Here is a 24327-nt window from a genome sequence, read left to right as displayed (position 1 = left end):
CGATGCGCGCCGTCTGGTCGTTCTGGAGCAAGCCCTACCTGGCCGGGCGCGGCGGCGTCTGGCGCGCGCCCCATCATCATCTGCTCGCGTGGGCGCTGTCGCTGCGCGTGGCGCGCGCGCACTATCCCGACACCGCGCTCGTGACCGACACGGCGGGCAAGGCCATCCTCGTCGATCACCTCGGTCTTTCGTTCTCCCAGGTGAGCACCGAACTCGACGCCCTGCGCGACGAAGACGCGGGCTGGTGGGCGCTCGGCAAGCTCTACGCGTACAGCGTGCAGGACGCGCCCTTCGTCCATATCGACAGCGATGTATTTCTCTGGAAGCCGCTGCCGCGCAACATGACCGACGCGCCCGTGTTCGCGCAGTGCCCCGAACTGCATCCGCCGCTCGACACCTGGTCGCCGCCGCGCGACATCGAGGCCGCGTTCGCGAAGCACGGGCTCAGTCTGCCGGTGGAGTGGGAGTGGGCGCGCTCGTTCGGCTCGGAGGTCTATCGCGAGGAGAACTGCGGCGTGGTCGGCGGCCAGGACGTGGGCTTCCTGCGCCACTACGCGCACAGCGCGCTGCGGCTCGTGCGCGACCCCGCGCACCGCCGCGCATGGTGCGAGATTCCCTGCAAGGACGGCTACAACATGCGCGTGGAGCAGATGATGCTCGCGGCCTGCGTGGACTATCACCGCTCGCATCCGGGCTCGCCGTGGCACGGCGTGCGCATCCGCTATCTCTTTCCCGACTTCGCGGGCGCGTTCGATCCCGCGCGCGCGGCGCAAGCGGGCTACACGCACCTGCTGGGCGACAGCAAGCGCAATGCGGCCGTCGCGCAGCGGCTCGAACAGCGCGTGCGCGGCGAGGACCGCGACTGCTACGAGCGTTGCGTGCGGCTCGGCGCACGGCTCGCGCAAGGCGCGTTTGCGTGAGCAATCGATCGCTTGCGTGCGCGCCGGGCCGGTTTCAGTCCTCCGCGCGGCCGCTCTGGCGAAAGCGCTCGGGCGCGATGGCGTGCTTGCGCATCAGCTCGAAAAACGCGCGGCGGTTCTTGCGCGCCGCCGTGGCCGCCTGCGTGATGTTGCCCGCATGCGTGGCGAGCAGCCGCTCGATATAGTCGCGCTCGAACGCCGTGACGCTGCGCGCCTTGGCGTCGCGAAACGATTCGGGCGCGATGTCGGGGCCGCGCGGCTCGGGCAGCGCGAGGTCGTCGGCGTCGATCACGGGGCCGCCGCAAAAGAGCACGGCGCGCTCGATCACGTTGTACAGCTCGCGCACATTGCCGGGCCACGCATAGGCGAGCAGCTTGCGCGTGGCGCGCGCGGTGAGGCCGAGCGCGGGGCGGCGCGCCTTGCGGCAGCACAGTTGCGCGAAATGGCCGGCGAGCGCGGGCACGTCCTCGGCGCGCTCGCGCAGCGCGGGCAGGTTCAGGCTCAGCACGTTCAGCCGAAAGTAGAGGTCGCGCCGGAACGCGCCCCGTTCCACGAGCGCGGCCAGGTCGTGATTGCTCGCGGCGATCACGCGCACGTCCGCATGCCAGAGCCGGTCGCTGCCCACGGGCCGGTATTCCATCTCCTGCAAAAACCGCAGCAGCTTGGTTTGCGCGCCGAGCGGCAATGCGTCGATCTCGTCGAGAAACAGCGTGCCGCCTTCAGCCTCGCGCACGAGCCCGCTGCGCGCGGCGTGCGCCGAGGTGTACGCGCCGCGCGCGCAGCCGAACAGCTCGCTTTCCATCAGCTCGATGGGAATCGCGCCGCAGTTCACCGCCACGAGCCCGCGCGCGGCGCGCGGCGAGAGATAGTGGATGGCACGCGCGAACATCTCCTTGCCGGTGCCGGTTTCGCCGAGGATCAGCACGCTCGCGTCGCTGCGCGCCGTGAGCGGCAAGCGCGCGAGTTCGCGCACGAACGGCGCGCTCGTGCCGATCAGGTCGTGCGCGCGCGCGCAGCGGATAGCCTCGCAGGCGTCGAGCGCGGGCCGCGCGAGCAGCCCGGCCGCCCGCTCCACGCGCATGCCGGGTTCGCCGTCGCGATACGGCGCGCACACGAAGTCGAACGCCCCCGCCCCGAGCAGCGCGGCCACGTCCTGAGCGCCCAGGCCGCTGCACACGACGATGACGCAGCACGCCGGGTTCGCACTGCGCAGTTGCGCGATATGGCTCGCCGCGAGCGCCTGCGCGCCCGCATCGACGCAGAGCACGAGCAGGTCGCACGCGCCGCCCGCCTCCTGCGGCGCAAGCCAGAGCACGTCGAGCCGCGCGCCAAGTTGCGCGCACAACGCTCGCCAGGCATTGCGCCCGGCTGCCTGGGCGTCCCCCACGGCGCTCACGCCGCACTTGAGCCTGTCCATTTGTCTTCTTCCGTTGACCGAAGCGCGGTTCGGCTTTCGCCAGGACGAGGAAACCCGCGGCGCTCATGCGCCGGACCGTGAGGAATACCGGGAATCGTCTCGCCGCTCCAAACCGGTTCTTGTTCGATAGCCGCCTGTGTGAAGCTTAAATGACGCCAACAGCTTCACCCGCGCAATATCCGGTCGATAATCGCGCGACTGCGACAATGATCATTTCTTTCGGAATTAATGTAGCGTAGCACAAGACCATCAACTTTCAAGACGGTAAGTATTTCCATTCCGCCCCTCAATCAGAAAGCGCGCACGCAGTCCTGGTGCGCGTCACCGGGCGATGGCGCAGTGTTTATAAACAAGTCGCGCCCGCTATTAAATTAATCACCCGCATTTAATTTAATTACGCCGAATTCTGGCTATCGGGCTTTAATTTCAAATCAGAAATTTCCTGAACCATTTACATTGCGATTTTCAGGCAACACGTCATTGCCTGTGGCAAAATCCGCTCGAAACGTCAATTCCCGGTTTTCGCCTTGGGTTTTAACGCACGACAGGGCGAATCAGCCCTCCGGCAACGCGATGTCGGCGCGGATCAATTCGTCGGCAAGCGCGAGCGCCACGTCGCGGGCCTGCGCGCCGGTCGCGCACGGCCCCGGCCGCGAGCAGCCTTCGAACGGATAGATGAGCCGCCCGTCGGTCCTGCGGCGAATACGCAACACGCCGTAGTAGCGGCCCGCACCGTCGATCTGCTCGCCACAGAAGACCTCGTAGTCCTCGGCCGTGGTCGGGCGGCGCGCGGCGGGTTTCGGGCTCTTTTCTGGCATGGGGCACTCCGTGGTCGCCGTGGGCAAGATGCGCGCCATTCCAGCAAGCGGCGCGCCTGCCGCCCCCACGCGCACCAGGCTTTCGCGCCGTTGTTCCCGATAACAGGCACAATACGCGCCTACGCCGCCGCACGAACGTAGTGTTCGATATGCGAACAGTTCGATGCCGCCGCACCGCCAGCCGCCTTTTTCCAGCAGTCATGAACCAAGATCGTCCTGCAAGCCCAGCCATTGCCACACGCCCGCCGAACTCGCCGCGCTTCCTGCTGTTGCTGATCTGCCTGTTCGCCTCCGCCGGGCAGCTCGCCATCGACATTTACGTGCCCGCACTGCCCGCCATGGCGCACTACTTCGCGACCTCGCCACAGGCGATCCAGTCGAGCGTGTCGGTCTATATGGCCGCCTACGCGCTCGGCCAGCTCGTGTTCGGGCCGATCGCCGACGCCTTCGGCCGCAAGCGCGTGCTCGCCTTCGGGCTCGTGATCTACACGCTCGGCTGCGTGCTCTCGCTCGTCGCGCCGAACCTGGAGACGTTCGTGTTCGCGCGCTGCCTTCAGGGCTTCGGCATCGCCGCGACCAATCTGCTCGCGAAGGCGATCATCACCGATTCGTTCGCGGGCGTCGCGCTCATGCACGCGTTCACCTATATGTCGATCACCTGGGGGCTCGCGCCGATCGTGGCCCCGGTGATCGGCGCGCATTTGCAGGAGTGGTTCGGCTGGAAATCCTGCCTCGTGTTTCTGCTCGTCTATTCGCTCTTCATGTGGGCGCTGCTGTGGCGCTTTCGCGAGACCTTGCGGCACCCCGTGCACCTGGAGCCGCGCACCTTGATCGCGAACGCGGGCAAGGTGCTCGCGAGCCCCGTGTTCCAGAGCTGCTTTCTCGCCCAGGGCCTGTGCTACAGCATCCTGCTCGTGTTCAATATCGTCGGGCCGTTCATGGTGCTCAACACGCTGCACAAGCCGCCTACCTACTTCGGCTATCTCGCGCTCGGCATCGGCCTCATGTATTTCCTCGGCGGCCTGTCGAACCGCCTGCACGGGCCGCGCATGCCGACGCCGGAACAGCGCCTGCGCCTGGGCGCGCGCGTGATGGCCGGCGCGGCCATCGCCATGCTCGTGCTCTCGCTCACCGTTGGCCTGCGCGTCTGGACGCTCGCCGTGCCCGTGCTCGTGATGGGTCTTTGCGCGGGCGCGATGTATCCCACGCTGATGGCCAAGGGCAATTCGCTGTTCCCGCATATCGCGGGCTTGACGAGCGCGATTCTCGGCTGCGCGCTGCTGCTCGTTTCGGCGGCGATGATGGGGCTGGCCGGTTTTGTTTCCGTGCACGTGCTCACGCCGCTCGCGGTGTTCTTCGTGCTGCTCGCGCTCACGGTTGTCGCGATGGTGACGAAGCTCTTGCGCCACCTCGCGCAGAATCAGGCCGCCGCCAGCGTCACGACCACCGCGTGACGACATGGCGGCCTAGCGTATCGCGCGCGCCACGTCCTGCAACTGCGTGAAGGCGCGGTAGCGCGCGTCGTGCAGCGCCGCGATCTCGCCCGTGGCGCTCGCGTAGACCTTGCTGATCTGCGACATCGCGGCCATCGCCTCGCGCACATTCCCGTAGAGGCCGCCCGCCACGCCGCCCAGCATCGCCGCGCCGAGCAGCACGGGCTCCTCGGCATGCGTGGCGAGCACGGGCTTGCCCGTTGCGTCCGCAAGCAGTTGGCGCACGAGGTCGAGCCGCCCCGCGCCGCCGCTGATCACCACCTGCTCGATCGGCGCACCCGCCTGCGCCTGCACCTCGACGATCTGCCGCAGCCCGTAGCCAATGCTGCACATACCCGCCACATAGAGCGCGACGAGACTCGCCATATCCGTCTCCATGCCGAGGCCCGCGATCACGGCACGCGCATGCGGATCGGCAAACGGCGCGCGGTTGCCGAGAAACTCCGGCACGACATGCAGGCCTTGAGCGTGCGCGAGACGCACCGCGCCCGACAACCCTTCTTCGCACTGGCCCGCCAGCGCCGCGAGCATGGCCGGCAGCGACTGGCCTTCGCGCGCGGCGCGGCTTGCGGCCTCGGACGCGAGGGGATGCATCGCGAGCAGCCGCTCGATGGCCGCGCCCGCCACCGACTGCCCGCCTTCGTTGAGCCACGCCTGCGGGACCATCGCCGAATAGTACGGTCCCCACACGCCGGGCACGAACACGGGGTCGCGCGTCGTGGTCATCGTGCATGACGACGTGCCGAACACATAGGCGAGGCACGACTCGGGCCGCCCCTGCGCGCCGACCGTGCCGATGCCGCCCGCATGCGCGTCGATCACGCCCGTCGCGACCGGCGTGCCGGGCAGCAGACCGAGCTGCGCGGCGGCCTCCTGCGTCAAGCCCTGGCCAAGCGGCGTGCCCGGCTCGACAATCGTCTGGCCGATGCGCGCGAAACCTTCGTCCGCCAGCACGCCGAGGCCCACGGTGCGAAAGTAGCTCTCGTCCCAGCGCTTTTCGTGCGCGAGATAGGTCCACTTGCAGGTGACGGTGCAGGTGGAGCGCGCCACATCGCCCGTGGCGCGCCACGTGAGGAAGTCGGTGAGGTCGAAGAACTGCCATGCCGCCGCGAACACCTGCGGGCGATTTTCGAGCAGCCACAGGAGCTTGGGCGTCTCCATCTCGGGCGAGATCTTGCCGCCCACGAAGCGCAGCACGTCGTGGCCCGTGGCGTTGATGCGCTCGGCCTGCTCCAGCGCGCGATGATCCATCCACACGATGATGTCGCGCTCGGCCGCTTCGGAGGGGCCGACCGGCAGCGGCTTGCCGCCCTCGCCCAGCACCACGAGCGAACAAGTGGCGTCGAACCCGATGCCCGCGATCCGCTCCGGCGCAACGGCGGCCTGCGCCATGGCCTCCTTCACCGCGTGGCACACGGCGTGCCATATCTCGGTGCTCGACTGCTCGACGATGGCGCCGCTCTCGTGGAACACGGTGATGTCGCGCTTGGCCGACGCCACCATGCGCCCGACGGCGTCGAAAATGCCCGCGCGGGCGCTGCCGGTGCCCACGTCTACGCCGATGGCGTAGCGCGCGCCGCCGGCCGGATTGGTTGAGGTCATGGCTCGTTCCATGGTTGGGTTGGCGTTGCGGCGGCGCGCTCGCGCGCCATGGCGAGTTAGAGATCGACGCTGCTGGGCAGGATCACGAGGTCGCGTATGGTGACGTTGCGCGGCCGCGTGAGCATGAATACCACAGCGTCGGCCACTTCGTTGGGCTGCATCAGGCTGCCCTGGGCCAGCGCCTCGTCCATTTTCGCCTTGGGCCAGTCGTCGAGCAAGGCCGTCACGACCGGGCCCGGCAGCACCGCGCCCACGCGCACGCCGTGCTGGGCGACCTGGCGGCGCGTGGTGTGCGCGAAAGCCTGCACCGCGAATTTGGAGGCCGTGTAGATCGGCTCCCACACCACCGGCACCACGCCCGCCACGGAACTCGTGAACACGATGTCGCCCGCCTTCTGCGCGACCATGTGCGGCAGCACCGCATGCACCGAGCGGAACGCGGCGTTGATGTTGAGGTTGAGCATGCGGTCCCAGTCGTCGGGGTTGCCCTTCACCACCTCGCCGCCGATATAGGCCCCGGCGTTCGCGTGGAAGATGTCGAGACGCCCCGCGAGATCGAGAATCTTCGGCAGCATGGCCGAATAGTCGGCAGGCCTGAGCAAGTCCATGGCGAGCGCGAACGCGTTGGGCCCCAGTTGCGCGCAGCACTGCGCGAGCCGGTCCTCGGCGCGGTCGATCAGCACGACCTTCGCGCCTTCTTCGATCAGCGCGCGCGCGCACGCGAAGCCAATGCCGGACGCCGCGCCCGTAATGGCGGCGACCTTTCCCTTGATGGATTCGGACATGGGTGACTCTCTCCTTGAAGCGGAATTCAGCGGTGCATCGAGTGCATCGGGCACGCCGGGCACGCCGGGCCCATCAGGCGCGGCCATGCGTGACGCGCGACTGGCGGGCGAGCGAATCCACGATCACCGCAATGGCGAGCACGGCGCCGGTAATCATGAAGCGCAGCGACGACGACAGATTCAGGAGCGTGAGCCCGCTCGCGATCGACTGAATGACGATAATGCCAAGCACTGCCGACCATGCGCTGCCGCGCCCGCCGAACAGGCTCGTGCCGCCGATCACGGCCGCCGCGATGGCGTTCAGGTTCACGTCGCCGGTGCCCGCCTGCTGGCTGGCCGAGGCCAGGCGCGCGGCCGTGAGCACGCCGCCGAGCGCGGCCAGGCTCGCGCACAGCACGAAGGCGCTCGTGTAGATCGCGCCCACCTTGATGCCCGCGCGCCGCGCGGCTTCGTGGTTGCCGCCCACGGCGTTCATGGAGCGGCCCCAGCGCGTGCGCGAGAGCGCATATTGCATGGCGACCGCCAGGCCGAGGAACAGGCCGAACATCAGGGGCACGCCGCGCCCCCGGTTCAGATAAGCCACCACGATCTCCAGAAACACGGTAATGGCGAGCGCGCGTGCGATCAGACTCCCCACCGACGAAGCCGAGAGCCGCGCCGCGTGACGGCGCGCGCGCGTGCGCATGCCGAGCAGCAGGAGCACGAGGCCCGGCAGCAGCGCAATGAGGTGCGAGACGAGCGCCGGTATGACCATCAGTTGCCCGAAATTCACCATCGTCGAGCCGTAGGGCAAGTTGATCGAGCCGGTCGAGCCGAGCACGTAAAGCTGCATGCCGAGGATGGCGAGCAGGCCCGCCAGCGTCGACACGAAGCTCGGCATGCCGATCCAGTTGAGCAGCAGCGCATAGAGCGCGCCGATCACCGCGCCCACCGCGATGGCCGCGACGATGGCGAGCAGCACGGGCCAGCCGTCGTTGACCCACAGCGTGCCGACGAGCGCGGAGGCGAAGCCGCTCATCGACCCCACCGAGAGATCGATCTGCCCCACCAGCAGCACGCAGACGATGCCAAGCGAGATGACGCCGACCGTCGAGCAGTCGAACAGCATGTTCACGAGGTTGTCGGCCGAGAGAAACACAGGGTTCAGGCTCGTGAACACGGTCCAGATGATGACGAGGCCCGCGATCACCGGCAGCGACCCCAGGTCGCCCGAACGCACGCGGTCCACGAAGGCGGACAGGCTTTCGCCCACGCCGCTCGCATGCTTCACGCGCACGTCGCTGCGGTCGAGCAGCGAGTCAGGCTTCGCGTCGCCCTTCGTGGCGTCTTTCGCGGCGTCCTGGTTGGCGGGCTGCGGAGCGCCATGGATGGTCTTGCTCATGATCGTTCCTTTCATTGCACGTCCTGTTGCGCCTGGCGGCGGCCCGCGCGGCGAGACACCGCGTTTTCCGTCGCGCCCGTGATCGCGGCCACGAGTTCCGCATTGGAGGAGTCGGGATAGAAAATGCCGTTGTTGCGCCCGAGGCGCAGCACGACGATGCGATCGGCCACGGCGCGCACGTCCTCCATGTTGTGGCTGATCATGATGACGGCGTGCCCGCGGTCGCGCACGCGCTCGATCAGGTTCAGCACCTCGGCGGTCTGCGCCACGCCGAGCGCCGCCGTGGGCTCGTCGAGCATGATGAGCTTGGGGTCGAGCAGCAACGAGCGCGCAATCGCCACGGTCTGCCGCTGGCCGCCCGAGAGCGACGCGACCACGTCGCGCACGCTCGGAATGCGTGCCGAAAGCTCGTTGAGCAGCGTCCAGGCCTTCACCTCCATGGTGACTTCGTCGAGCCGGTAGGGGCTCAACTCGCGGCCGAGGAAGATGTTCGCCACGACGTCCAGGTTCTCGCATAGCGCGAGGTCCTGGAACACCGTCGCGATGCCGAGATCGAGCGCCGCGCCCGGATCGGACAAGGTGACGCTCTGGCCGCCGAAGGTGATCGTGCCCGCGCTCGGCTGGTGCACGCCCGCAAGTATCTTCACGAGCGTCGATTTGCCCGCGCCGTTGTCGCCCACGAGGGCGACCACCTCGCCCGCATGCACGTCGAGCTCGATGTCGGTGAGCGCCGAAACCGCGCCGAAGTGCTTCGAAACGCCGCGCAGGCTCAGCACCAGTTCGCCGGGCTGCGCGCGCGTGGAGGTATGCGTGGAACGCGTGGATTGCGTGGATGGCTCAGTCATGAAATCAGTACCTCTATGTTTCAGTGGAACCCGGCGTGCGCCGGGCTCCCTCGCGCGCATTCCAGCCGCGCGTCAGTTCGCCATGCCGAGCTTCTTGCAACCGTCCGCATAGCGGCCCGTGCACAGATCCTTAGTGCTCGCGAAGCCCTTGTCCACCACTTCGGCCTTGATGTTCTTCTGCGTGATCACAGCCGGCTTGAAGAGTTGCGAGGGCGTCTTGAAGAGCGTCGTCTCGCCCTTCACCGGCTGGCCGTTGAGGAAGCCCACGGCCACCTTCGCCGCCGCGCCCGCCACGATCTCGCTGGGCTTGAGGATCGTGTTGTACTGGTCGCCCGCGATGATGAGCTGAAGGCCCGCCGTGGTCGCGTCATTGCCCGTGACCGGCGGCACCGGGTTCATGCCCGCGGCCTTGAACGCCGCGATGGTGCCGCCCGCCGTGCCGTCATTGGCGGCCACCACGCCCACGATCTGCGGGCCGAAGCGCGTGATCTGCCCGCTCACCCACTGCTGCGCCTTGGGCGGCGCCCACTCGGGCGTGTCGTACTCCGAAAGGGTCTTGTAGCCGCTGCCCTGCAAGCCTTCGTGGATGCCCTTCTTGATGAGCCCGGCGGCCGCGTCGGTGGGCGAGCCGTTGACTTCAAGCACGCCGCCCTTGCTCGCCGCCACGCCCGATTCCTTCAGGTGCTGCACGAGCGAGAGCGCAATGGACTTGCCGATTTCCTCATTGTCGAACGAAACGTAATAGTCGGCGGGCGTGGACGGCACGGGCCGGTCATAGGCGATGACCTTGATGCCCTGACTCTGCGCCATATGTACGAGCGAGGCGGCCGCCGTGGAGTCCACCGGGTCGAGCACGATCACTTTCGCGCCCTGCGCGATCACCGAATTGAACTGTTGCTGCTGCTGCGAGGCGTCGGCGTTGGCGTTCTGGTAGAGCACCTTGCAGTCGGGGCAAAGCTTCGCCATTTCGGCCTTGAAGCCGGGGAAATCGTGCTGCTCGTAGCGCGTGGACGCCTGGTCGGGCATCAGGAAGGCCACGGTGCCGCTCGGCGCGGCGTAGGCCGACGTGATACCCGCGAGCGCGAGGGAGAGCGCGGCTGCGCCGATCAGTCGGGTGGGAAGCTTGTTCATTGCGTGTCTCCGTCTATTTGGTGGAATGTCCGTGCGGGTACTGCCGTGCGCTTGCGACAACTGAAGCTAACTTAGGCGAACTGAGGGTGCCAGGTGAAGGAAAGCGTGCGAAGCGCGGCGCTAGCCGGATGCTTCGACGCCGTGCAGCGTTTCGTCCTTGCTCGCCGCGCTCGCGGCATTGAGCTGCTGATACGCCCGCCAGCGCGACGGCGACATGTCCTTGAGCAACAGGAACTGGCGGTTGAAGTTCGAGAGGTTGTTGAAGCCCACCTGGTAGCAGATGTCCGTGATGCTCAGTTCACCTGACATCAGGAGCTGGCAAGCCAGATTGATGCGCAACTGGTTCACATAGCGCACGAACGACACGCCCGTATGGCGGCGGAAATAGCGCGAAAACGCGCTCACGCTCTGCCCCGCCAGTTCCGCGAGTTCGGTCTCGCGCAACTCCTGCGAGAGGTTCTTGCCGATGAACGTCAGCACGTGGTTGATGCGCGTGCCCGCATAGCGCGCGGGGTCGGCGCGATACGTCTCGCTCGCGAGCGGCGCGGGCCCCGCGCTCTGCACGAGCAGGTCGAGCAACGAGAAAAACAGCGTCACGCGCCGCATGCCTTGCGCGCCCAGCATCTCGCGCAGGATCGGTTCGGCCGCCGCGCCCGTTTCCGGCGTGAACAGCAGCCCCCAGCGCGAGGCGTCGAGCAGCGGCTCGACGCGCCGGAACTCGGGAAACGCCTCCATCGCACGCGCAATGAATTCCGCGTCGAATTGCAGGACGAGGCAGCGCTCGTCCACCTGCTCGTCGTGCGGCACGCTGCTCACCCAGTTGTGCGGGAGATTCGGGCCGATCATCACGAGATTGCCGGGCGCAAAGCCGCCGATGAAATCACCCACGAAATACTTGCCCGTGGTCGAGGTGATGAGGTGAATCTCGTACTCGGGATGGAAGTGCCAGCGCACCGTGCGATAGGGGTAGCCATGCGACCAGACCTTGAACGACTCGTCGCGCGGTACGGCGACCAGTTCCAGGTCCGGCTGGGAATGGGTGGCCCGGCGCGCTTGCGTGTTCGTGTGCGCTTGCGTGTGCGATGGCGTGTGCGCCTGCGTCGTGGCAGCCCCAATGGTTTGCATCTGTCCTCCTCCTGCACCGGTTTTTTCTTGTTTTGCGGCAGCTTGCGCCATGCCTCTTTGATCCCTGCCTGGCAGCGCGCCGCCATGACTGAAAAGTAATCGCGACGCGCCCCTTTCACCACTGAAAATCAGACTACCGGCTGATACTTTTTTGCATTCGGGTTAGCCCTTAGCCGGTTCGCGGGCATGGAAAGTCAACTTTTGTGCAAAGCAACAGCCCTATTGCCGCATGTCACCGCCGCCGCGCTTTTCACCCGCCTGTCACCACACTACTCACCACGCTAATCGCCGCAATCGCGCGCCGCCGGGTCGGGTTGATAGCGCTCCAGCCAGTACGCGTACTGCGCGGGCAACACCCACGATGGCCGCTCGATCTTCAGATGCTGCGCGGCCCGGTACGGGTAATGCGGATCGGCCAGATGCGCGCGGCCAATCATGGCGAGGTCCATCTGCTCCTCGGCGATCACGCGCTCGGCCACGCGCGGAATGTCCACGCCCCACGACGACGCAACCGGCAGGCCCGCGTCGCGCCGCACACGCGCCGAGACCGGCGCGAGAAACGCGGGGCCCCATGGAATCTTCGCGCCTGGAATCGAAAAACCGACGCTCACGTTGAGCAAGTCGAGCCCTTCGGCGCGCATCGCACGCGTGAGCGCGATCGATTCGGTGAGCGTTTCTTCGTCGCGCCCGTCGTACTCGATCACGCCAAAGCGCGCCGTGAGCGGCAGATTGCCCGGCCACACCGCGCGCACGGCCGCCAGCGTTTCGAGCAGAAAGCGGCTGCGGCCTTCGAGGCTGCCGCCATAGACATCGGTGCGCTGATTCGAGTGCGTCGAGAAGAAGCTCTGCGCGAGATAGCCGTGCGCGAAGTGCAATTCGAGCCATTCGAAGCCCGCCGCACGCGCGCGTTGGGCCGCATCGACGAAGCCCTGCTTCACGCGGGCGATATCGTCCAGCGTCATCGCGCGCGGCACGCGCGGCAGATTCGCGCCGAACGCAATGGCCGAAGGCGCGATGGGCTGCCACGCGCGCGGGTCGCCCTCGGGAATGTGGTCGTCGCCCTCCCACGGCCGGTTCGCGCTCGCCTTGCGGCCCGCGTGCGCGATCTGGATGCCGGGCACCGCGCCCTCGGCCTTGATCGACGCGGCGATGCGCGCCATGCCCTCGGCCTGCCCGTCGTTCCACAGGCCCGTGCAGGCGGGCGTGATGCGGCCTTCGGGCGACACCGCCGTGGCCTCGACGATGACGAGGCCCGCGCCGCCGCGCGCGATGGCCGGATAGTGCACCTGGTGCCACGCATTCGTCACGCCTTCGGTGGCGCTGTACTGGCACATGGGCGGCACCGCAATGCGGTTGCGCAGCGTAACGTCCTTGAGTTTGAACGGACTGAACAAGGCTGACATTTCATGCCTCCAGACGGGGATTCGGGGAAGACCGGCAATGAGCGGCGCGCGTGGGCCGCGCGCCTCGCGCCGCCGCCCGTGTGCAAGCGCGCACGCGGGGCGTGGAAGCGGCGCGTCGACTCCCACATTAGGCGAAATTTGCGCACTGCGGCGAATGCGTGAAAAGAAGCGCGCCACCCGGGCCGCGGTTCCTGGACGAGGTGGACGAGGATGTCTTATGCGATACGCCGAGTCATGGCCGTCCCCCACGCCGGGCCGGGCCCTGGGGGACGACACGCCATGCCCCGAGCACGAGGGGCACGCCGCGCCCACCGGCGACGCGCACACGCTGCCAAGCCGGGCGATTGCCGTGGCGGCGCTTGGCAACGCGATCGCATGGTTCGACTGGCCGCCTGCGCGGTGGGCGCAATCGCACTCTTTTTCGTGATCGAGACGAAGGGATGCTCGTTGCGCGGACATCAGGTTCCGGGCAAAGAGAGGGCGTGAGGGCTTGATCGGATGGGCGTTGTTTTGAGGAAATGCCCGGCGTTGCGCCGGGCGTTTTTCTTTTCAGCATACGCTGCAACGCTTGCCACTCTGTTGCGTGCGCAACATTATCGGGATGCTGCGTGCCTGCGCATTCATCAATGCGGCACGTTCACCACGCCGTCGCGCACCTGGATCGCGTTGCTGCCCGGATTCGCGACGATGGACGGCAGGTTGCTCACGCTCAGCGCAGGCGCGGCGCCCGCACTGCCGCCGCGCGGTATCGTGCGGATCACCTGCGACGGCGGCAGCGGCGTGCCGTTCTTCAGATGATTCCACATCAGGTTGAGCGCCTCCAGGTTGTAGTAATGAACGGGCACGAAGTGGTTGTCGAAGCCCGGCACGCCGAGGAACGCATCGAAGTGCTGACCGTTCATCACCTCGTAGAGCGACAACTGGCTGCGCGAGCCTTCGCGCTCGCTGTTCGCCGCCAGATACGCGCGCGAGGCATGATTGATCGGCACCAGCGCGTCGCTGCGGCCCTGCACGATGATGGCGGGCTTGCCGTGCAGGTTCGCATTCACGCTGATGGCCTGCACGCTCTGGCGCATGCGCGGGTCGCGGTTCGTCCACAGCGTGCGCAGGCACACCGCGCCCGCGAAGCTCGCGTCGGGCGTCGCCAGCCGATGATCGGCGCCGCCCGGCGGCGTGACGTTGTAGACGAGACTCACGCCATTGGTGGGCGGCACGCCGTTGCCCAGCCCGAACACGGTCAGCATGGGCGAGACGGCGGGCGCGACGCCCGCGGCTCCCGTCGACGCATTGGTCGTGCCGAAACTGAAGCCGCACAGGTTGTCCACCACGCTCGCGCGCATGTACGCGTTCGCGTAGGTCACGGCAACGGCCGGCACGGCCTGCGAGTCCCACATGGGCGCCTGGAGCAGGTCCGAATCGGCTTCGTAACCGGCTGCATGCAGACGCGCGAGCGCGTCGTTCGCCTGGGCCTGCGTGTCGCCGCCGTGCACGTAGCCGGCCGCCGCCAGCGAGGCGCAACGCGCCTCGCGAATCGCGGTCGTCGACGCAACGGGCAGCGCCGTGAGGTACGGGGCCCCGGTGGCCGCGTCCGCGAGCGCCGCGCAAGGTTGCAGCAGGTTGGCGAGCGTCATGTAGTCGGCGAGCGGCTTGCCCGCTTCGGCGATGCGCTGGCCGCCTTCCCTCACCTGCGCGTCACCGGGCATGCGCACGTTGATCTGCGGCTCGCCCACCACCACCGCCGTGATCCATTTGCCGGGGTCCTGCTCGGCCGCCGCGAGCGCCGCGCCGCCGCCGTTGCTCACCGAAGCCGCGATCGTCGTGATGTCGCCGGGCGCGTAACGTACGCCGCGATTCGACGCGTCCACGCGCGGCCCGAACTGCTGGTTGAGCACCCAGTACGCGAACTGCACGGCTTCGAGCGTGTCCTTGCCCCAGTCCGCTTCCGGATTCTGCTGCGAATGCGCGTGCTTGAACGCATAGCGATTCGGGTACTTCTGGTTGTACGCGGCGAGCGCGCCGGCAGGCACGTTCGCGGTGAAAAGACTCGTGCGCCCGGCCGTTGCGGCGTTGGCCGTGAGGCCGTCGATCAGCGTGACCGCGTCGGTCATCAATTCGTGCGCGCCGTTGCCCGAGCCCTTGTCGGTGTATGCGACCGCGCAGCCGCGCTTGAGTCCCCACTCGCCGGCCGCCGAGATCGCGCCGTACACGCCGCGCGAACCCGACGACGTCGCCGTGACGATGCAGGGGTTCGCCGGGTCGAAGCTCGTCGGCACCTGAACGAGGAGGCTGACGTTCTGGCGGCCCGAGCCGTCGTCGGCATACGCCAGATATTCCGCGCCCGCGATCTTGCCTTCGCCGAGCGTGTCGTTGCCGTAGAGGTCGACGTTGGGCCCCCAGAAGCGCCCATAGCCGCCGTTCACGCTCATGTCCACGAGCGCGCGATAGTTCGACCAGATCGCGAGCCTGCGCAACTCGGCCGCCGTTGGCGCAGCCGGGTTCCCGATCGCCGGTTGCGCGCCCGCCAGGCCGGTCTTGCCGAGACCGGCGGTGAGCAGGTCGTCGCTCATGCCGTCGTAGCTCGTCGTTCTCAGGCTGCTCGCCACCACGAACGACGGCAGTCTGTTCATCGCGGGGCGGCCGCCGTTGTGATCGCCTGACTGCATGTCGGCTTGCGCGCCCGGCACGAGCGCCGCGGCCGTTATCGCCATCGCGGCGCCGAGCCGCACGGTTTTACATCGGACTGCGAACGGGGTGTCTCTCATCGTGTTTCCTTGTTTGTTGTCGGGACAAGTCGCACTGCATCGGCAATACCGTTCTGCCGCGCCGCGTCGCGGCGCCACTGGACATTAGGACATCCTGATCGCGGATACCAGGAGAGATTGCACACGGCCCGCCAGCGCGTGCGCGCGGGGCTCGAAGCGGCGCGACGATGTCGCGAAGGAAGGAGGATGTGAAGGGAGGAGATGAAGCGGGGGATGTGAAGCGACAGGCGTTGCGCGCGGTGAGTCAGGAGGTTTTCGAACCTCGCGCAACGCCGGAAGGAAAAGTCAGCGGTACGTGGTCGTCGAAGATTGCAGCTTCGTCAACGTGCCGTCCTTGAACCGGTACCAGCCGTCGGCGCCTTGCATCACGACTTCGTCGGGTTGCCAGAATACGCGCTTGATCGTCAGGCGCGCGTTCACGCGTTGCACGAGCGGCGGCTTGTGGCGCAAGTCGTACAGCACGGGACCAAAGGCGGTCTGCACGAGCATGCGTGTGACCGTGGCGTTGTCGCGGCCGGTTTCGTCGAAATGCGCGAGCGTCTTCGCGTCGAAGCGGTCGAAGATATCCTTGTCGAGCATGGCCACGAAATCGCGGTCGTCGCGCACGAACTGCATGGTGCCGGAAGGGGTGGTGAACTCGCCCGTTGCGTTGCTTTGCGCATGCGCGAAGCTCGCGAACGAGACGGCCGCGAGCGCGGCGAATAACAGTCGTTTCATGTTGCGTTCCAGATTGGGCGGCCGCCCCGATGCGGGAGCGGGACTCGAAAGCGTGGCTTTCCGGGCATTTTCGTTGATTTTGCCCGTTACGTCGAATGCCTCAATCCGTGCGGTCAGCGCCTCGTGGCGGGCGTCGCCGCGTGCTTCGGGCGGCGACCGGACTTGCGTCGGATCGCCGCAGTGAACGGGGCCATTTAGCGCGCACCGCCCGGCAGCACCTTCGAGATCACGCCCGTCGCGCTCGCCACGAGCACGTAGTCGCCCGCCACGCCAACCCAGTGGTAGCCGCGCGCAGGCGCTTCCAGGCCATGCTGACGCCAGTCGTCGACGACGAAGATGCGGTCGCGGTATTCGGGCGGCAGCCGGTCGCCGCGATGCCAGTCTTGATGCGGAATGGCCCCGACCGCGCGATTGGCCCGCTCGATCGACGGGTTCGCCTGGCTGGCAGGACCGTGCCCGGGCTGCGCGGCGAACACACTCGATGTGGTGGCAAGCAGTGCGGCAATGACGAGTAAGGTGGTGGCTTTCGATTTCATGGTGATGCCTCGAATGATCGTTTGGGGGACTGAGGTGAATCTAGCGGCCGGTGTGCTCGCCGCCGGTTTCGCCTGCTTCGGATGGCGTGGCGCGGTGCCCTGCGCCCGCAGCGCCGGTGGCCGCACGCTTTTTGGTGGCCGGCGGGCTATGCGGGGCATGCGTGGGCGGCGTCATCTGGGCCCACGCGAACAGCGGCGCCATGACGAGGAGACCGGCGATAGCCATCGTGGCATTGAGTCGCTCGAAGTACGTTTTCACGGTGTTCTCCCTGGCATGAAAATAAAGGATAACTAAGTTATCCGTAGATCGACTCAAGGTCGAAGGAGACCCTGAGGACGGCTTGTTCCGGATTCAAAGCTTACGGCTAGTTTACATTTCGTAAGATTTGAGATCAAGCCGTCAACACGCGGATTTCGTGCGGCGTAACGCCCCACGAAATGTCATGGGGCAAGGGGGCTACGCGCATGCCGCATCGACATTAATTCTCGTTCAGGCTCACCCAGTTCCCTTCGCGAGCCGAGCGAAACACCGCGTCGATCACCCGCATGTTTGCGCAAGCATCTTCCAGCGCGATGGCCTGCGGGCCGCCGGTCAGGATCGCCTCGGCAAACACGGCCGCGGCCACACCGTATTGATCGCAAAGCGCAAGCTCCACCCAGCGATCGGCATGCACGCCTGCGCTCGTCTGTCCGCTCACCCACAGGCGCGTTGGCCGGTCATTGGGCGCGTTGAACGGAATCTCGACTTCCACCCGCCCCTGGGTGCCATGAAACTGCATGCGCTGATAGGGATGGACTTGCGTGGAGTAGAAGAAGCTTGCCTGCACGCCTTCGAAATCCATCAGCACGGAGCCGAGCCGGTCCACTTCGAACGCCGGGTCGCGCTCCATCAGCGCGACCACCCGCCTCGGCTCGCGCCCGATGACAAAGCGCGAAGTCGTGATCGGATAGCAGCCGATGTCCAGCAAGCCGCCACCGCCCAGTTCGCGCTGGTTGCGGATGTCGTGCGCATTGGTGTTGTAGTACGTGAAGCCTCCGGTCACCGCGCGCAATTCGCCGATCACGCCTTCGTCGATCAAGGCGCGCACCTTCAGCCACTGAGGATGCGTGCGCACCATGAAGGCTTCCTGGATATAGCGTCCGCTCGCATCGCGCGCGGCGATGAGCCGCTGCGCCTGTTGCGCGTCGAGCCCGATGGGCTTTTCACACAGCACGTGCTTGCCCGCCTCGGCGGACTTGATGGTCCATTCCACGTGAAGGTGATTGGGCAACGATATGTACACCGCATCGATTTCCGGGTCGGCCAGCAACGCTTCGTAGCTTTCATAGGCGTGCGCCAGGCCGTATTTCGCGGCGGCTTCATGGGCCCGTTGCGCAGATCGCGAAGCGATGCCCTTTACGCGGCACCTGGGCGCGTGGTGCATCGGAACGACGACCTTGTCGTTGATCTTCGCCGTGCCGAGTATCCCCCAGACGATTTCATCCTTTGCCATGACATCCCCTTGCGCGTTGTATTTGCGCGGACGGTTCGAGCCGGAATGCGTGCGCCGCAGCCCTGCGGCCGCGCCAGTTTACACCTGCGCAATGCGTGGCCCACGCGGCCTGCCGCCGGTTTCGCCGCGCCACTGACGGCAAGATGAAAGCGCGCCGTCATCACAGGTTCGTCGTTAGCCGCCACATTGCTTGGGTTGTGCGCAAGTCCATCCACGCAATACAACGAGGTGAAACATGGAGAAGACACCGAAGTGGTCGCGCGTAAGCGCAGTCGCGGGAGCCGCCGTCATGGCGATGGCGGGCGTGCAGTCCCCGGCGCAGGCGGCCGACATGAACGACGTGAAGCACGTACTGCTCATCAGTTTCGACGGCTTGCACGAACAGGACGTGGCCCGCTGTATCGGCAGCAACGCGTGCCCCAACCTCGCGCTGCTCGCGAAGTCGGGCGTGACCTACTCGAACGCCCACACGCCTCACCTGTCCGACTCGTTCCCCGGCCTCGCGGCGCTGGTGACGGGCGGCTCGCCCAGGAGCGCGGGCCTCTTCTATGACGTGTCTTATGACCGCACGCTTTACGCGCCGCTCGATTCGAATTGCACGGGAGCGCAGGGCTGGAATGTCGTGTTCGACGAAACGACCGGCATCGACGCACAGGGCGGCGGCGCGCTCGTCCACCTCAACGGCGGCGGCGCCTTCAATCCGGACGCGATTCCCTATGCGAAGGTGAACGGCGTCTGCAAGCCCGTGTACCCGCACAACTACATCAAGACCAACACGGTGTTCGAAGTCGTGAAGCAGCACATTCACGGCGCGCGCACCGCATGGGCCGACAAGCACGCGTGGGGCTACGACTGGGTGAACGGGCCGTCCGGCACGGGCGTGGACGATCTCGCGCGCACCGAGATCAATTCGATCGATCCGAAGACGAACACTTATTATCTGGACTCCTATACGCATACGGAGGTGTTCGACAACCTCCACGTGCAGGCGCTCATCAACGAGATCGACGGCCTCGACTCCACGGGGCAGACGAGCGCGCCCGTGCCCACGGTGTTCGGCACGAACTTCCAGACGCTCAGCGTCGCGCAGAAGTCGCCCGTCGCCAAGCTAGGCGGCTATCTCGACGCCGACTTCACGCCGGGCCCGCAGGTGAGCGCCGCGATCACCTACCTCGACGGCGCGCTCGGGCGCGTCGTGCAGGAGCTCAAGCAGCGCAACCTGTATGCGTCGACGCTCATCATCGTGACGGCCAAGCACGGCCAGTCGCCCACCGACCACACGAAACTCGTGAAGAACGGCGACACGCTCACGAAACTGCTCGAAACCAGCAACTATCTGGACTCGGGCGGCAACTTCGGCCAGAACAACACGAAGACGGGCAACCTGAACGACGGCTCGGGCCTGCCGGGCACGGGCTTCGTGCAGACCGACGACGTCGGCCTGATCTGGCTGCGCGACCCGAGCCAGAAGGCGGCCGTGGTGAAGACGCTGAAGGCCAACCTGGGTTGCAACGCGCCGGGCATCTGCGCGGACGGCCCGCAAGCGTACATCCTCGAAGGCGACCGCCTGACCGACTGGTTCGGCTCCCCCTCGAACGGCCGCACGCCCGACATCATCGTGCAGCCGAACCCCGGCGTGATCTATACGTCGAGCACGGGCAAGGATGAGGAACACGGCGGCAATGCGCCCGACGACAGCCATCTGGGTCTCGTCGTGTCGTTCCCCGGCATCCGTCACGCCGGCCGCACGGACGACCACTACGTCTTCACGACCCAGGTCGCCCCGACCATCCTGCGCGCGCTCGACCTCGACCCGCAACTGCTGCACGCGGTGCAGATCGAAGGCACGCCCATGCTGCCGGGACTCGGTCTCGAACGCTAAAGCGCGACGTTCGTCGTCCCAGGCCGAACGCCGCACCGCGTTCGGCCCTGGGGCGCGCTACGAGCCGCCCTGTTCCGCCCGGCCTCGCGCCGGGCTTTTCGCCTGCATGGGCCGAGCGTTGCTTCAACGCGGCTCGCCGCTATTCCTCAGATGCTTACAAATGACTGTCGATGAACGTGCGACAACCCACATAGCGAATTGCATGGTTATGGAAAGCTATATGAAAGACTAAATAGCCACACCTCGGGGGATACCGTGCATCAAATCGTATTAGCGCTGGCCGCCATCGCGTTGACCGCAATCGCTTACGCCCTGTGGAACACGCCGGGCTTTATCGAGGAGCGCGAACGCGCGAAGCTGGAGGACCGCCAGCGTAAGGCCGTGCTGAGCGCGATGCGCACGAGATGCATGGAGGTGGCAGAGGCAGGGCGCCCTCAGGAGTCAGGGCGCCCTGCGAGGGCGGACGTTCGCGCAGCGGACGCATGACCGGCGCATGACCAGCGTGTGAGCGACACACGAGGGACGCACGAGGGACCCAAAAGCGCGCCCCGCCCGGCTCAACACATCAAATACTCAAACCGTTTGCAGGCCGTCGATGTCGACGATACGGATGAGCTTGCCCTGCGCGTCGATGAGGCCGCGCTTCTGGAAGCGCGAGAGAATGCGGCTCACGGTTTCGAGCGTGATGCCGAGATAGCTGCCCATGTCCTCGCGCGACATGCGCAGACGGAACTCGGCCTGCGAGTAACCGCGTTCCCAGTTGCGCGACGACACATCGAGCAGGAAGGCGGCCACGCGCTCCTCGGCGGTGAGCGAGCCGAGCACCATCATCTGCGAGGCTTCCTGGTTGAACTGGCCGCCCATGAGCCGGTGCAGGCGGTCCTGCATCGTGCTGCTTTCGCGGCAGAGGGTCTTGAGCGCGGCGTAAGGAAGCGTGCAGATCGAGCTGTCTTCCAGCGCAACCGCGCTGAACGCGTGCACGTCGGTGGCGATGCCGTCGACCCCGAGCGCGTCGCCGGCGAGGCGCAGGCCGGTGATCTGCTCACGGCCGTCACGGTTGACAATGAGCGTCTTGAGCGAGCCGGAACGCACGGCGAACAGGCTGTCGAAGCGGTCGCCGGAGCGATACAGCGCTTCGCCGCGGCGCACCTTGCGCGCGCCGCAGATCAGCGCCTCGAGCCTTGGCAGGTCTTCGGCGGGCAAGCCCTGAGGCATGCAAAGATGACGCATGGCGCAACCCGAGCAGCGCGCATTGGGTTGCGTTCCCCCGATAGGAGCACGACTGGCCGGGCGTACGACGATAGCGGATCCTGCGAGAGGTGACAGCATCGAACGACTCCTTCCTTAACATTTTTTGAGATTTCGACGCATTGTCACACCATGCGCGTGCGTCAATGTGGTGGCAAAATGCCGCGCATCAGAACGAGGGGGCATTGCGTCTTGTCACTTGGCGGTTTTGCGGGGTTTAGCGGCGGTCAAGATGTCGAAAAAACAACACCGCCGAAGCCGTTGCACGAATGCAAAAAAACCGCCGCACTGGCGTGCGGCGGCGCGTGGTGCAAAGCCGTGAATCGTTTGCGCGCTGGTCGGTCGGGTTTGCGGGTAGCAGCCTGACGGCTAACCGCTAACGGCTTGCGGTGCTTACCCCGCCGCGACGAGGTTGCGCTCGGCCACCTCGTACACAGCCTGTTTGACGATCCCCACGATTTCCTCTGCTTCTGCGCGGGCCATGACGAGCAGCGGCGCGAAACTCAGGATGTCGCCGTGCGGCATGCCGCACCGTCGCGATCCGCTCATTCGCAAGCGCTCATGGTCGCTCAACAACGGGACGCAAAATAACGGCCCCAGGACAATCGGCGGAAGGCGGCGAAAAGCAGCGGGCAGGCTGCGCTTCAGCGGGCGACGTGGTCGAGGTAGTACTGCGCCGCGCGCGTGACGTGGCGCTCGGCCAGCAGCGCCGCGAGGGCCGCGTCGCCGGATTGCACGGCGCGCAGGATGGCCGCGTGCTCGTCCCAGGTGAGGCGCACTTCTTCGTCCGTGGCGTTGACGAACAGCATGCGCGTGCGATCGCGCAGCGAGCGCATGAGGTCCGACAGCATGGAATTGGCGCCCGCCGCGTAGAGCAGGTCGTGAAAACGCGCGTTCAATTCCAGCAGGCCCGCGGGATTGCCGGCGGCCACCTTGGCGTTGCCCGCCTGAAGCACCTCTTCGATCTGCCTGACCAGTTCTGGCGTGCAATGCTCGGCGGCGAGCCGCGCGTTGAGCCCTTCGAGCGTGGCGCGGATCTGCACCATTTCGCGCGCCGCCGACGGGTCGAGCGACGCGACCACGGCGCCGTGGCGCGGCCGCACCTCGACCAGCCCTTCGGCGGCGAGCGCGCGCAGCGCCTCGCGCACGGGCACGCGCGACACGTCCAGTTCCTCGGCAATGCGGCCCTCGACCAGCCGGTCGCCCGGCTTGTACTGCCCCGAGGTGATCGACTCGCGCAGGCGGGCGATCACCAGCTCCGAAAGCTGCTTGTGCATGATCGGCTCGCGGCCGCCCGCCCCACCCGCACCGTTTGCCCCGACGGCTCCCCGCACCATGTTCCTTTCTCCACGATCCACGATCAGACTGTTGCACTCGCGCTGTTGCACCCGCACTGTTGGCGCAATTCTAGCAGTGCCCGGGTTTTCGTAGACTGTACACATGATACGAAACGCGCGCTGCCTGCGCGACGTCAATTTTGCGCGGGCCGGCACGCGAGGTCCGCTTTTTCTCCTTCTTCCACTTACGTTGCGCGCCGCGTCGACGCCATGAACGCGCGTATCTCCCGCCCGAGCGTCTCCTCACCGGAATTGAAGTGCGCGACGATCGACGTGTGATTGTGACCGCGCATCTGCACGAAGCGCGGCGGCGCGCCGCGATGGCGCAGCAGCGCGAGGAAAAACGCCGCCCCGTAGTCATCGAGGAAGCGGTTTTCGTACTCGGCCACGGCGATCATCACGGGCACCGTGGAGCGGGCCGCATGCGTGAGCGGCGAGCGCTCGGCATAGCGCGATTCGTCGTCGCCGAAATACCGGCGCACGGGGCCCGCGTTCGGATTGCGCGGATCGACATCGGCGAACAAACGCGCGCTGATGAGCACGAGGCCCGCCACGCTCTGCGGCGGCACGCCGGGCGCGAGCGCGGGATCGAACAGGCAACTCGCCGCGTGCGCGCCGCCCGCCGAATGGCCGATCAGGAAGATACGCGACGTGTCGATACGCCAGCGCGCGGCATGCTCGCGCATCCACGCCAGCGCCAACGCCACGTCCTGCGCGCCGCCGGGCCAGGGGGCCTCGTCGGCGAGCCGGTATTCCACGTTCACCGCCACGCAGCCCTGGCGGGCGAACCAGTGGCAGACGTTGTCGTAAATCTCGCCGTTCACGCTCTTGCTGCCGCGCACGAACGCGCCGCCGTGCACGAACAGCACCGCCTCGCGCAGTGCGCCGCCCTCGTGCGCGGCGTACTCCGGCGCAAAGACGTCGAGCACCTGACGCGCATTCGGCCCGTAGGCGATCTCGCGCTCCACCTGCGTGCCTGCCCTCGGCGCGGCGGCCACGACAGGCGTATAGCAATCGATCACGATCTTGCGGTGGCCGACGATGTCGTCATTCCAGCGCGGGCCGAGTTCCAGCAACTGCTTGCGCTGCGCTTCGCTCAGCGCGCTGAACGGCTCGTGCGCGGCGAATTCGCTTCGTTCGTCTCGATCGTCTGTCACCATGACACGCTCACATTGCCCTTGATGAAGGTCTGGCACGCCATGCGGTAGCCGCTCGCCAGTTCTTCGGCGCTCAGGTGGCGCCGCTCCTTTTGCTTGACCTCGTCGGTATGCTCGCGGCCCGCCTCGACCCGGCACTTGCAGGTGCCGCACAGGCCGCCGCCGCACTTGAACGGAATGCCGCCCTGCTCGCGCAGCGACACGCGCAGCAAGTTGCTGTTCTCCGGCGCCTCGACCGTCTTGCCGCCATTGCTCAGGAAAGTAATCTGAACCAT

At 66.7% G+C, this 24327-nt stretch carries 22 protein-coding genes; 3 read left to right on the top strand and 19 right to left on the bottom strand.

Annotated features, from left to right (window positions below):
• Window positions 1–2 precede the first annotated feature (2 nt).
• Entirely contained in the window at window positions 3–920 is a 918-nt protein-coding gene (locus C7402_RS11280; RefSeq protein WP_116610700.1) for a DUF6734 family protein, read from the top strand.
• Between the two features lie 34 nt (window positions 921–954).
• Here the strand turns inward: C7402_RS11280 and C7402_RS11275 are convergent, their stop codons facing one another.
• Entirely contained in the window at window positions 955–2337 is a 1383-nt protein-coding gene (locus C7402_RS11275; protein WP_116610699.1) for a sigma-54 interaction domain-containing protein, read from the bottom strand.
• A gap of 554 nt (window positions 2338–2891) precedes the next feature.
• A complete protein-coding gene (locus tag C7402_RS11270) occupies window positions 2892–3155 on the bottom strand; it encodes a DUF6723 family protein (protein WP_133254461.1) in 264 nt (87 codons plus the stop codon).
• 200 nt (window positions 3156–3355) lie between these two features.
• On the opposite strand from C7402_RS11270, the gene C7402_RS11265 reads away from it, so the two are divergent.
• The gene (locus C7402_RS11265; protein WP_112170391.1) at window positions 3356–4609 is read left to right on the top strand and encodes a multidrug effflux MFS transporter; all 1254 of its coding nucleotides are present in this window, start codon (window positions 3356–3358) and stop codon (window positions 4607–4609) included.
• Window positions 4610–4621: 12 nt separating this feature from the next.
• Here the strand turns inward: C7402_RS11265 and C7402_RS11260 are convergent, their stop codons facing one another.
• The 12 genes from C7402_RS11260 to C7402_RS11205 all read right to left on the bottom strand — a co-directional run bounded on the left by C7402_RS11260 (window position 4622) and on the right by C7402_RS11205 (window position 18428).
• On the bottom strand, window positions 4622–6250 hold the full coding sequence (locus C7402_RS11260; protein ID WP_116610698.1) for an FGGY-family carbohydrate kinase: 1629 nt from the start codon (window positions 6248–6250) through the stop codon (window positions 4622–4624).
• A gap of 56 nt (window positions 6251–6306) precedes the next feature.
• On the bottom strand, window positions 6307–7035 hold the full coding sequence (locus C7402_RS11255) for an SDR family oxidoreductase (protein WP_112170393.1): 729 nt from the start codon (window positions 7033–7035) through the stop codon (window positions 6307–6309).
• Window positions 7036–7108: 73 nt separating this feature from the next.
• Window positions 7109–8416 carry a sugar ABC transporter permease gene (locus tag C7402_RS11250; RefSeq protein WP_116610697.1) on the bottom strand — a complete coding sequence of 436 codons (1308 nt, stop codon included), beginning with the start codon at window positions 8414–8416 and terminating at the stop codon, window positions 7109–7111.
• An 11-nt stretch (window positions 8417–8427) separates the two neighbouring features.
• Window positions 8428–9261 carry an ATP-binding cassette domain-containing protein gene (locus C7402_RS11245; protein WP_116610696.1) on the bottom strand — a complete coding sequence of 278 codons (834 nt, stop codon included), beginning with the start codon at window positions 9259–9261 and terminating at the stop codon, window positions 8428–8430.
• A 72-nt stretch (window positions 9262–9333) separates the two neighbouring features.
• Window positions 9334–10392, bottom strand: coding sequence for an ABC transporter substrate-binding protein (locus tag C7402_RS11240; RefSeq protein WP_112170396.1), 1059 nt, complete (start codon window positions 10390–10392; stop codon window positions 9334–9336).
• 120 nt (window positions 10393–10512) lie between these two features.
• Window positions 10513–11517 (bottom strand): AraC family transcriptional regulator, encoded by a 1005-nt coding sequence (locus C7402_RS11235; protein WP_116610695.1) that lies wholly within the window; start codon window positions 11515–11517, stop codon window positions 10513–10515.
• A gap of 281 nt (window positions 11518–11798) precedes the next feature.
• On the bottom strand, window positions 11799–12920 hold the full coding sequence (locus tag C7402_RS11230) for an NADH:flavin oxidoreductase/NADH oxidase (RefSeq protein ID WP_116610694.1): 1122 nt from the start codon (window positions 12918–12920) through the stop codon (window positions 11799–11801).
• A 623-nt stretch (window positions 12921–13543) separates the two neighbouring features.
• Entirely contained in the window at window positions 13544–15682 is a 2139-nt protein-coding gene (locus C7402_RS11225; RefSeq protein ID WP_116610693.1) for a D-(-)-3-hydroxybutyrate oligomer hydrolase, read from the bottom strand.
• Window positions 15683–15967: 285 nt separating this feature from the next.
• A complete protein-coding gene (locus tag C7402_RS11220) occupies window positions 15968–16399 on the bottom strand; it encodes a hypothetical protein (RefSeq protein WP_116610692.1) in 432 nt (143 codons plus the stop codon).
• A 194-nt stretch (window positions 16400–16593) separates the two neighbouring features.
• Entirely contained in the window at window positions 16594–16935 is a 342-nt protein-coding gene (locus C7402_RS11215) for an RcnB family protein (protein ID WP_116610691.1), read from the bottom strand.
• Between the two features lie 40 nt (window positions 16936–16975).
• The gene (locus C7402_RS11210; RefSeq protein ID WP_116610690.1) at window positions 16976–17194 is read right to left on the bottom strand and encodes a hypothetical protein; all 219 of its coding nucleotides are present in this window, start codon (window positions 17192–17194) and stop codon (window positions 16976–16978) included.
• A gap of 220 nt (window positions 17195–17414) precedes the next feature.
• Window positions 17415–18428 (bottom strand): Gfo/Idh/MocA family protein, encoded by a 1014-nt coding sequence (locus C7402_RS11205; RefSeq protein WP_116610689.1) that lies wholly within the window; start codon window positions 18426–18428, stop codon window positions 17415–17417.
• A 235-nt stretch (window positions 18429–18663) separates the two neighbouring features.
• On the opposite strand from C7402_RS11205, the gene C7402_RS11200 reads away from it, so the two are divergent.
• Window positions 18664–20310 (top strand): alkaline phosphatase family protein, encoded by a 1647-nt coding sequence (locus tag C7402_RS11200; protein ID WP_116610688.1) that lies wholly within the window; start codon window positions 18664–18666, stop codon window positions 20308–20310.
• Between the two features lie 573 nt (window positions 20311–20883).
• Here the strand turns inward: C7402_RS11200 and C7402_RS11190 are convergent.
• The 5 genes from C7402_RS11190 to C7402_RS11175 form a co-directional block, all read right to left on the bottom strand.
• Window positions 20884–21639 (bottom strand): helix-turn-helix domain-containing protein, encoded by a 756-nt coding sequence (locus C7402_RS11190; protein WP_112170407.1) that lies wholly within the window; start codon window positions 21637–21639, stop codon window positions 20884–20886.
• Between the two features lie 312 nt (window positions 21640–21951).
• Window positions 21952–22107 carry a hypothetical protein gene (locus C7402_RS46900; RefSeq protein WP_165841847.1) on the bottom strand — a complete coding sequence of 52 codons (156 nt, stop codon included), beginning with the start codon at window positions 22105–22107 and terminating at the stop codon, window positions 21952–21954.
• A 95-nt stretch (window positions 22108–22202) separates the two neighbouring features.
• Window positions 22203–22895: a GntR family transcriptional regulator gene (locus tag C7402_RS11185; protein ID WP_112170408.1), complete on the bottom strand. Its 693-nt coding sequence runs from the start codon at window positions 22893–22895 to the stop codon at window positions 22203–22205.
• 185 nt (window positions 22896–23080) lie between these two features.
• A complete protein-coding gene (locus C7402_RS11180) occupies window positions 23081–24055 on the bottom strand; it encodes an alpha/beta hydrolase (RefSeq protein ID WP_116610686.1) in 975 nt (324 codons plus the stop codon).
• The gene (locus C7402_RS11175; protein ID WP_092003720.1) at window positions 24049–24327 is read right to left on the bottom strand and encodes a 2Fe-2S iron-sulfur cluster-binding protein; all 279 of its coding nucleotides are present in this window, start codon (window positions 24325–24327) and stop codon (window positions 24049–24051) included. Before C7402_RS11175 ends, C7402_RS11180 begins: the two co-directional genes overlap by 7 nt.

The sequence above is a fragment of the Paraburkholderia unamae genome (assembly GCF_003096875.1).
Lineage (GTDB): Bacteria > Pseudomonadota > Gammaproteobacteria > Burkholderiales > Burkholderiaceae > Paraburkholderia > Paraburkholderia unamae.
Note: the sequence above shows the minus strand (reverse complement) of the source record. Positions and strands in the feature narration are given on the sequence as shown.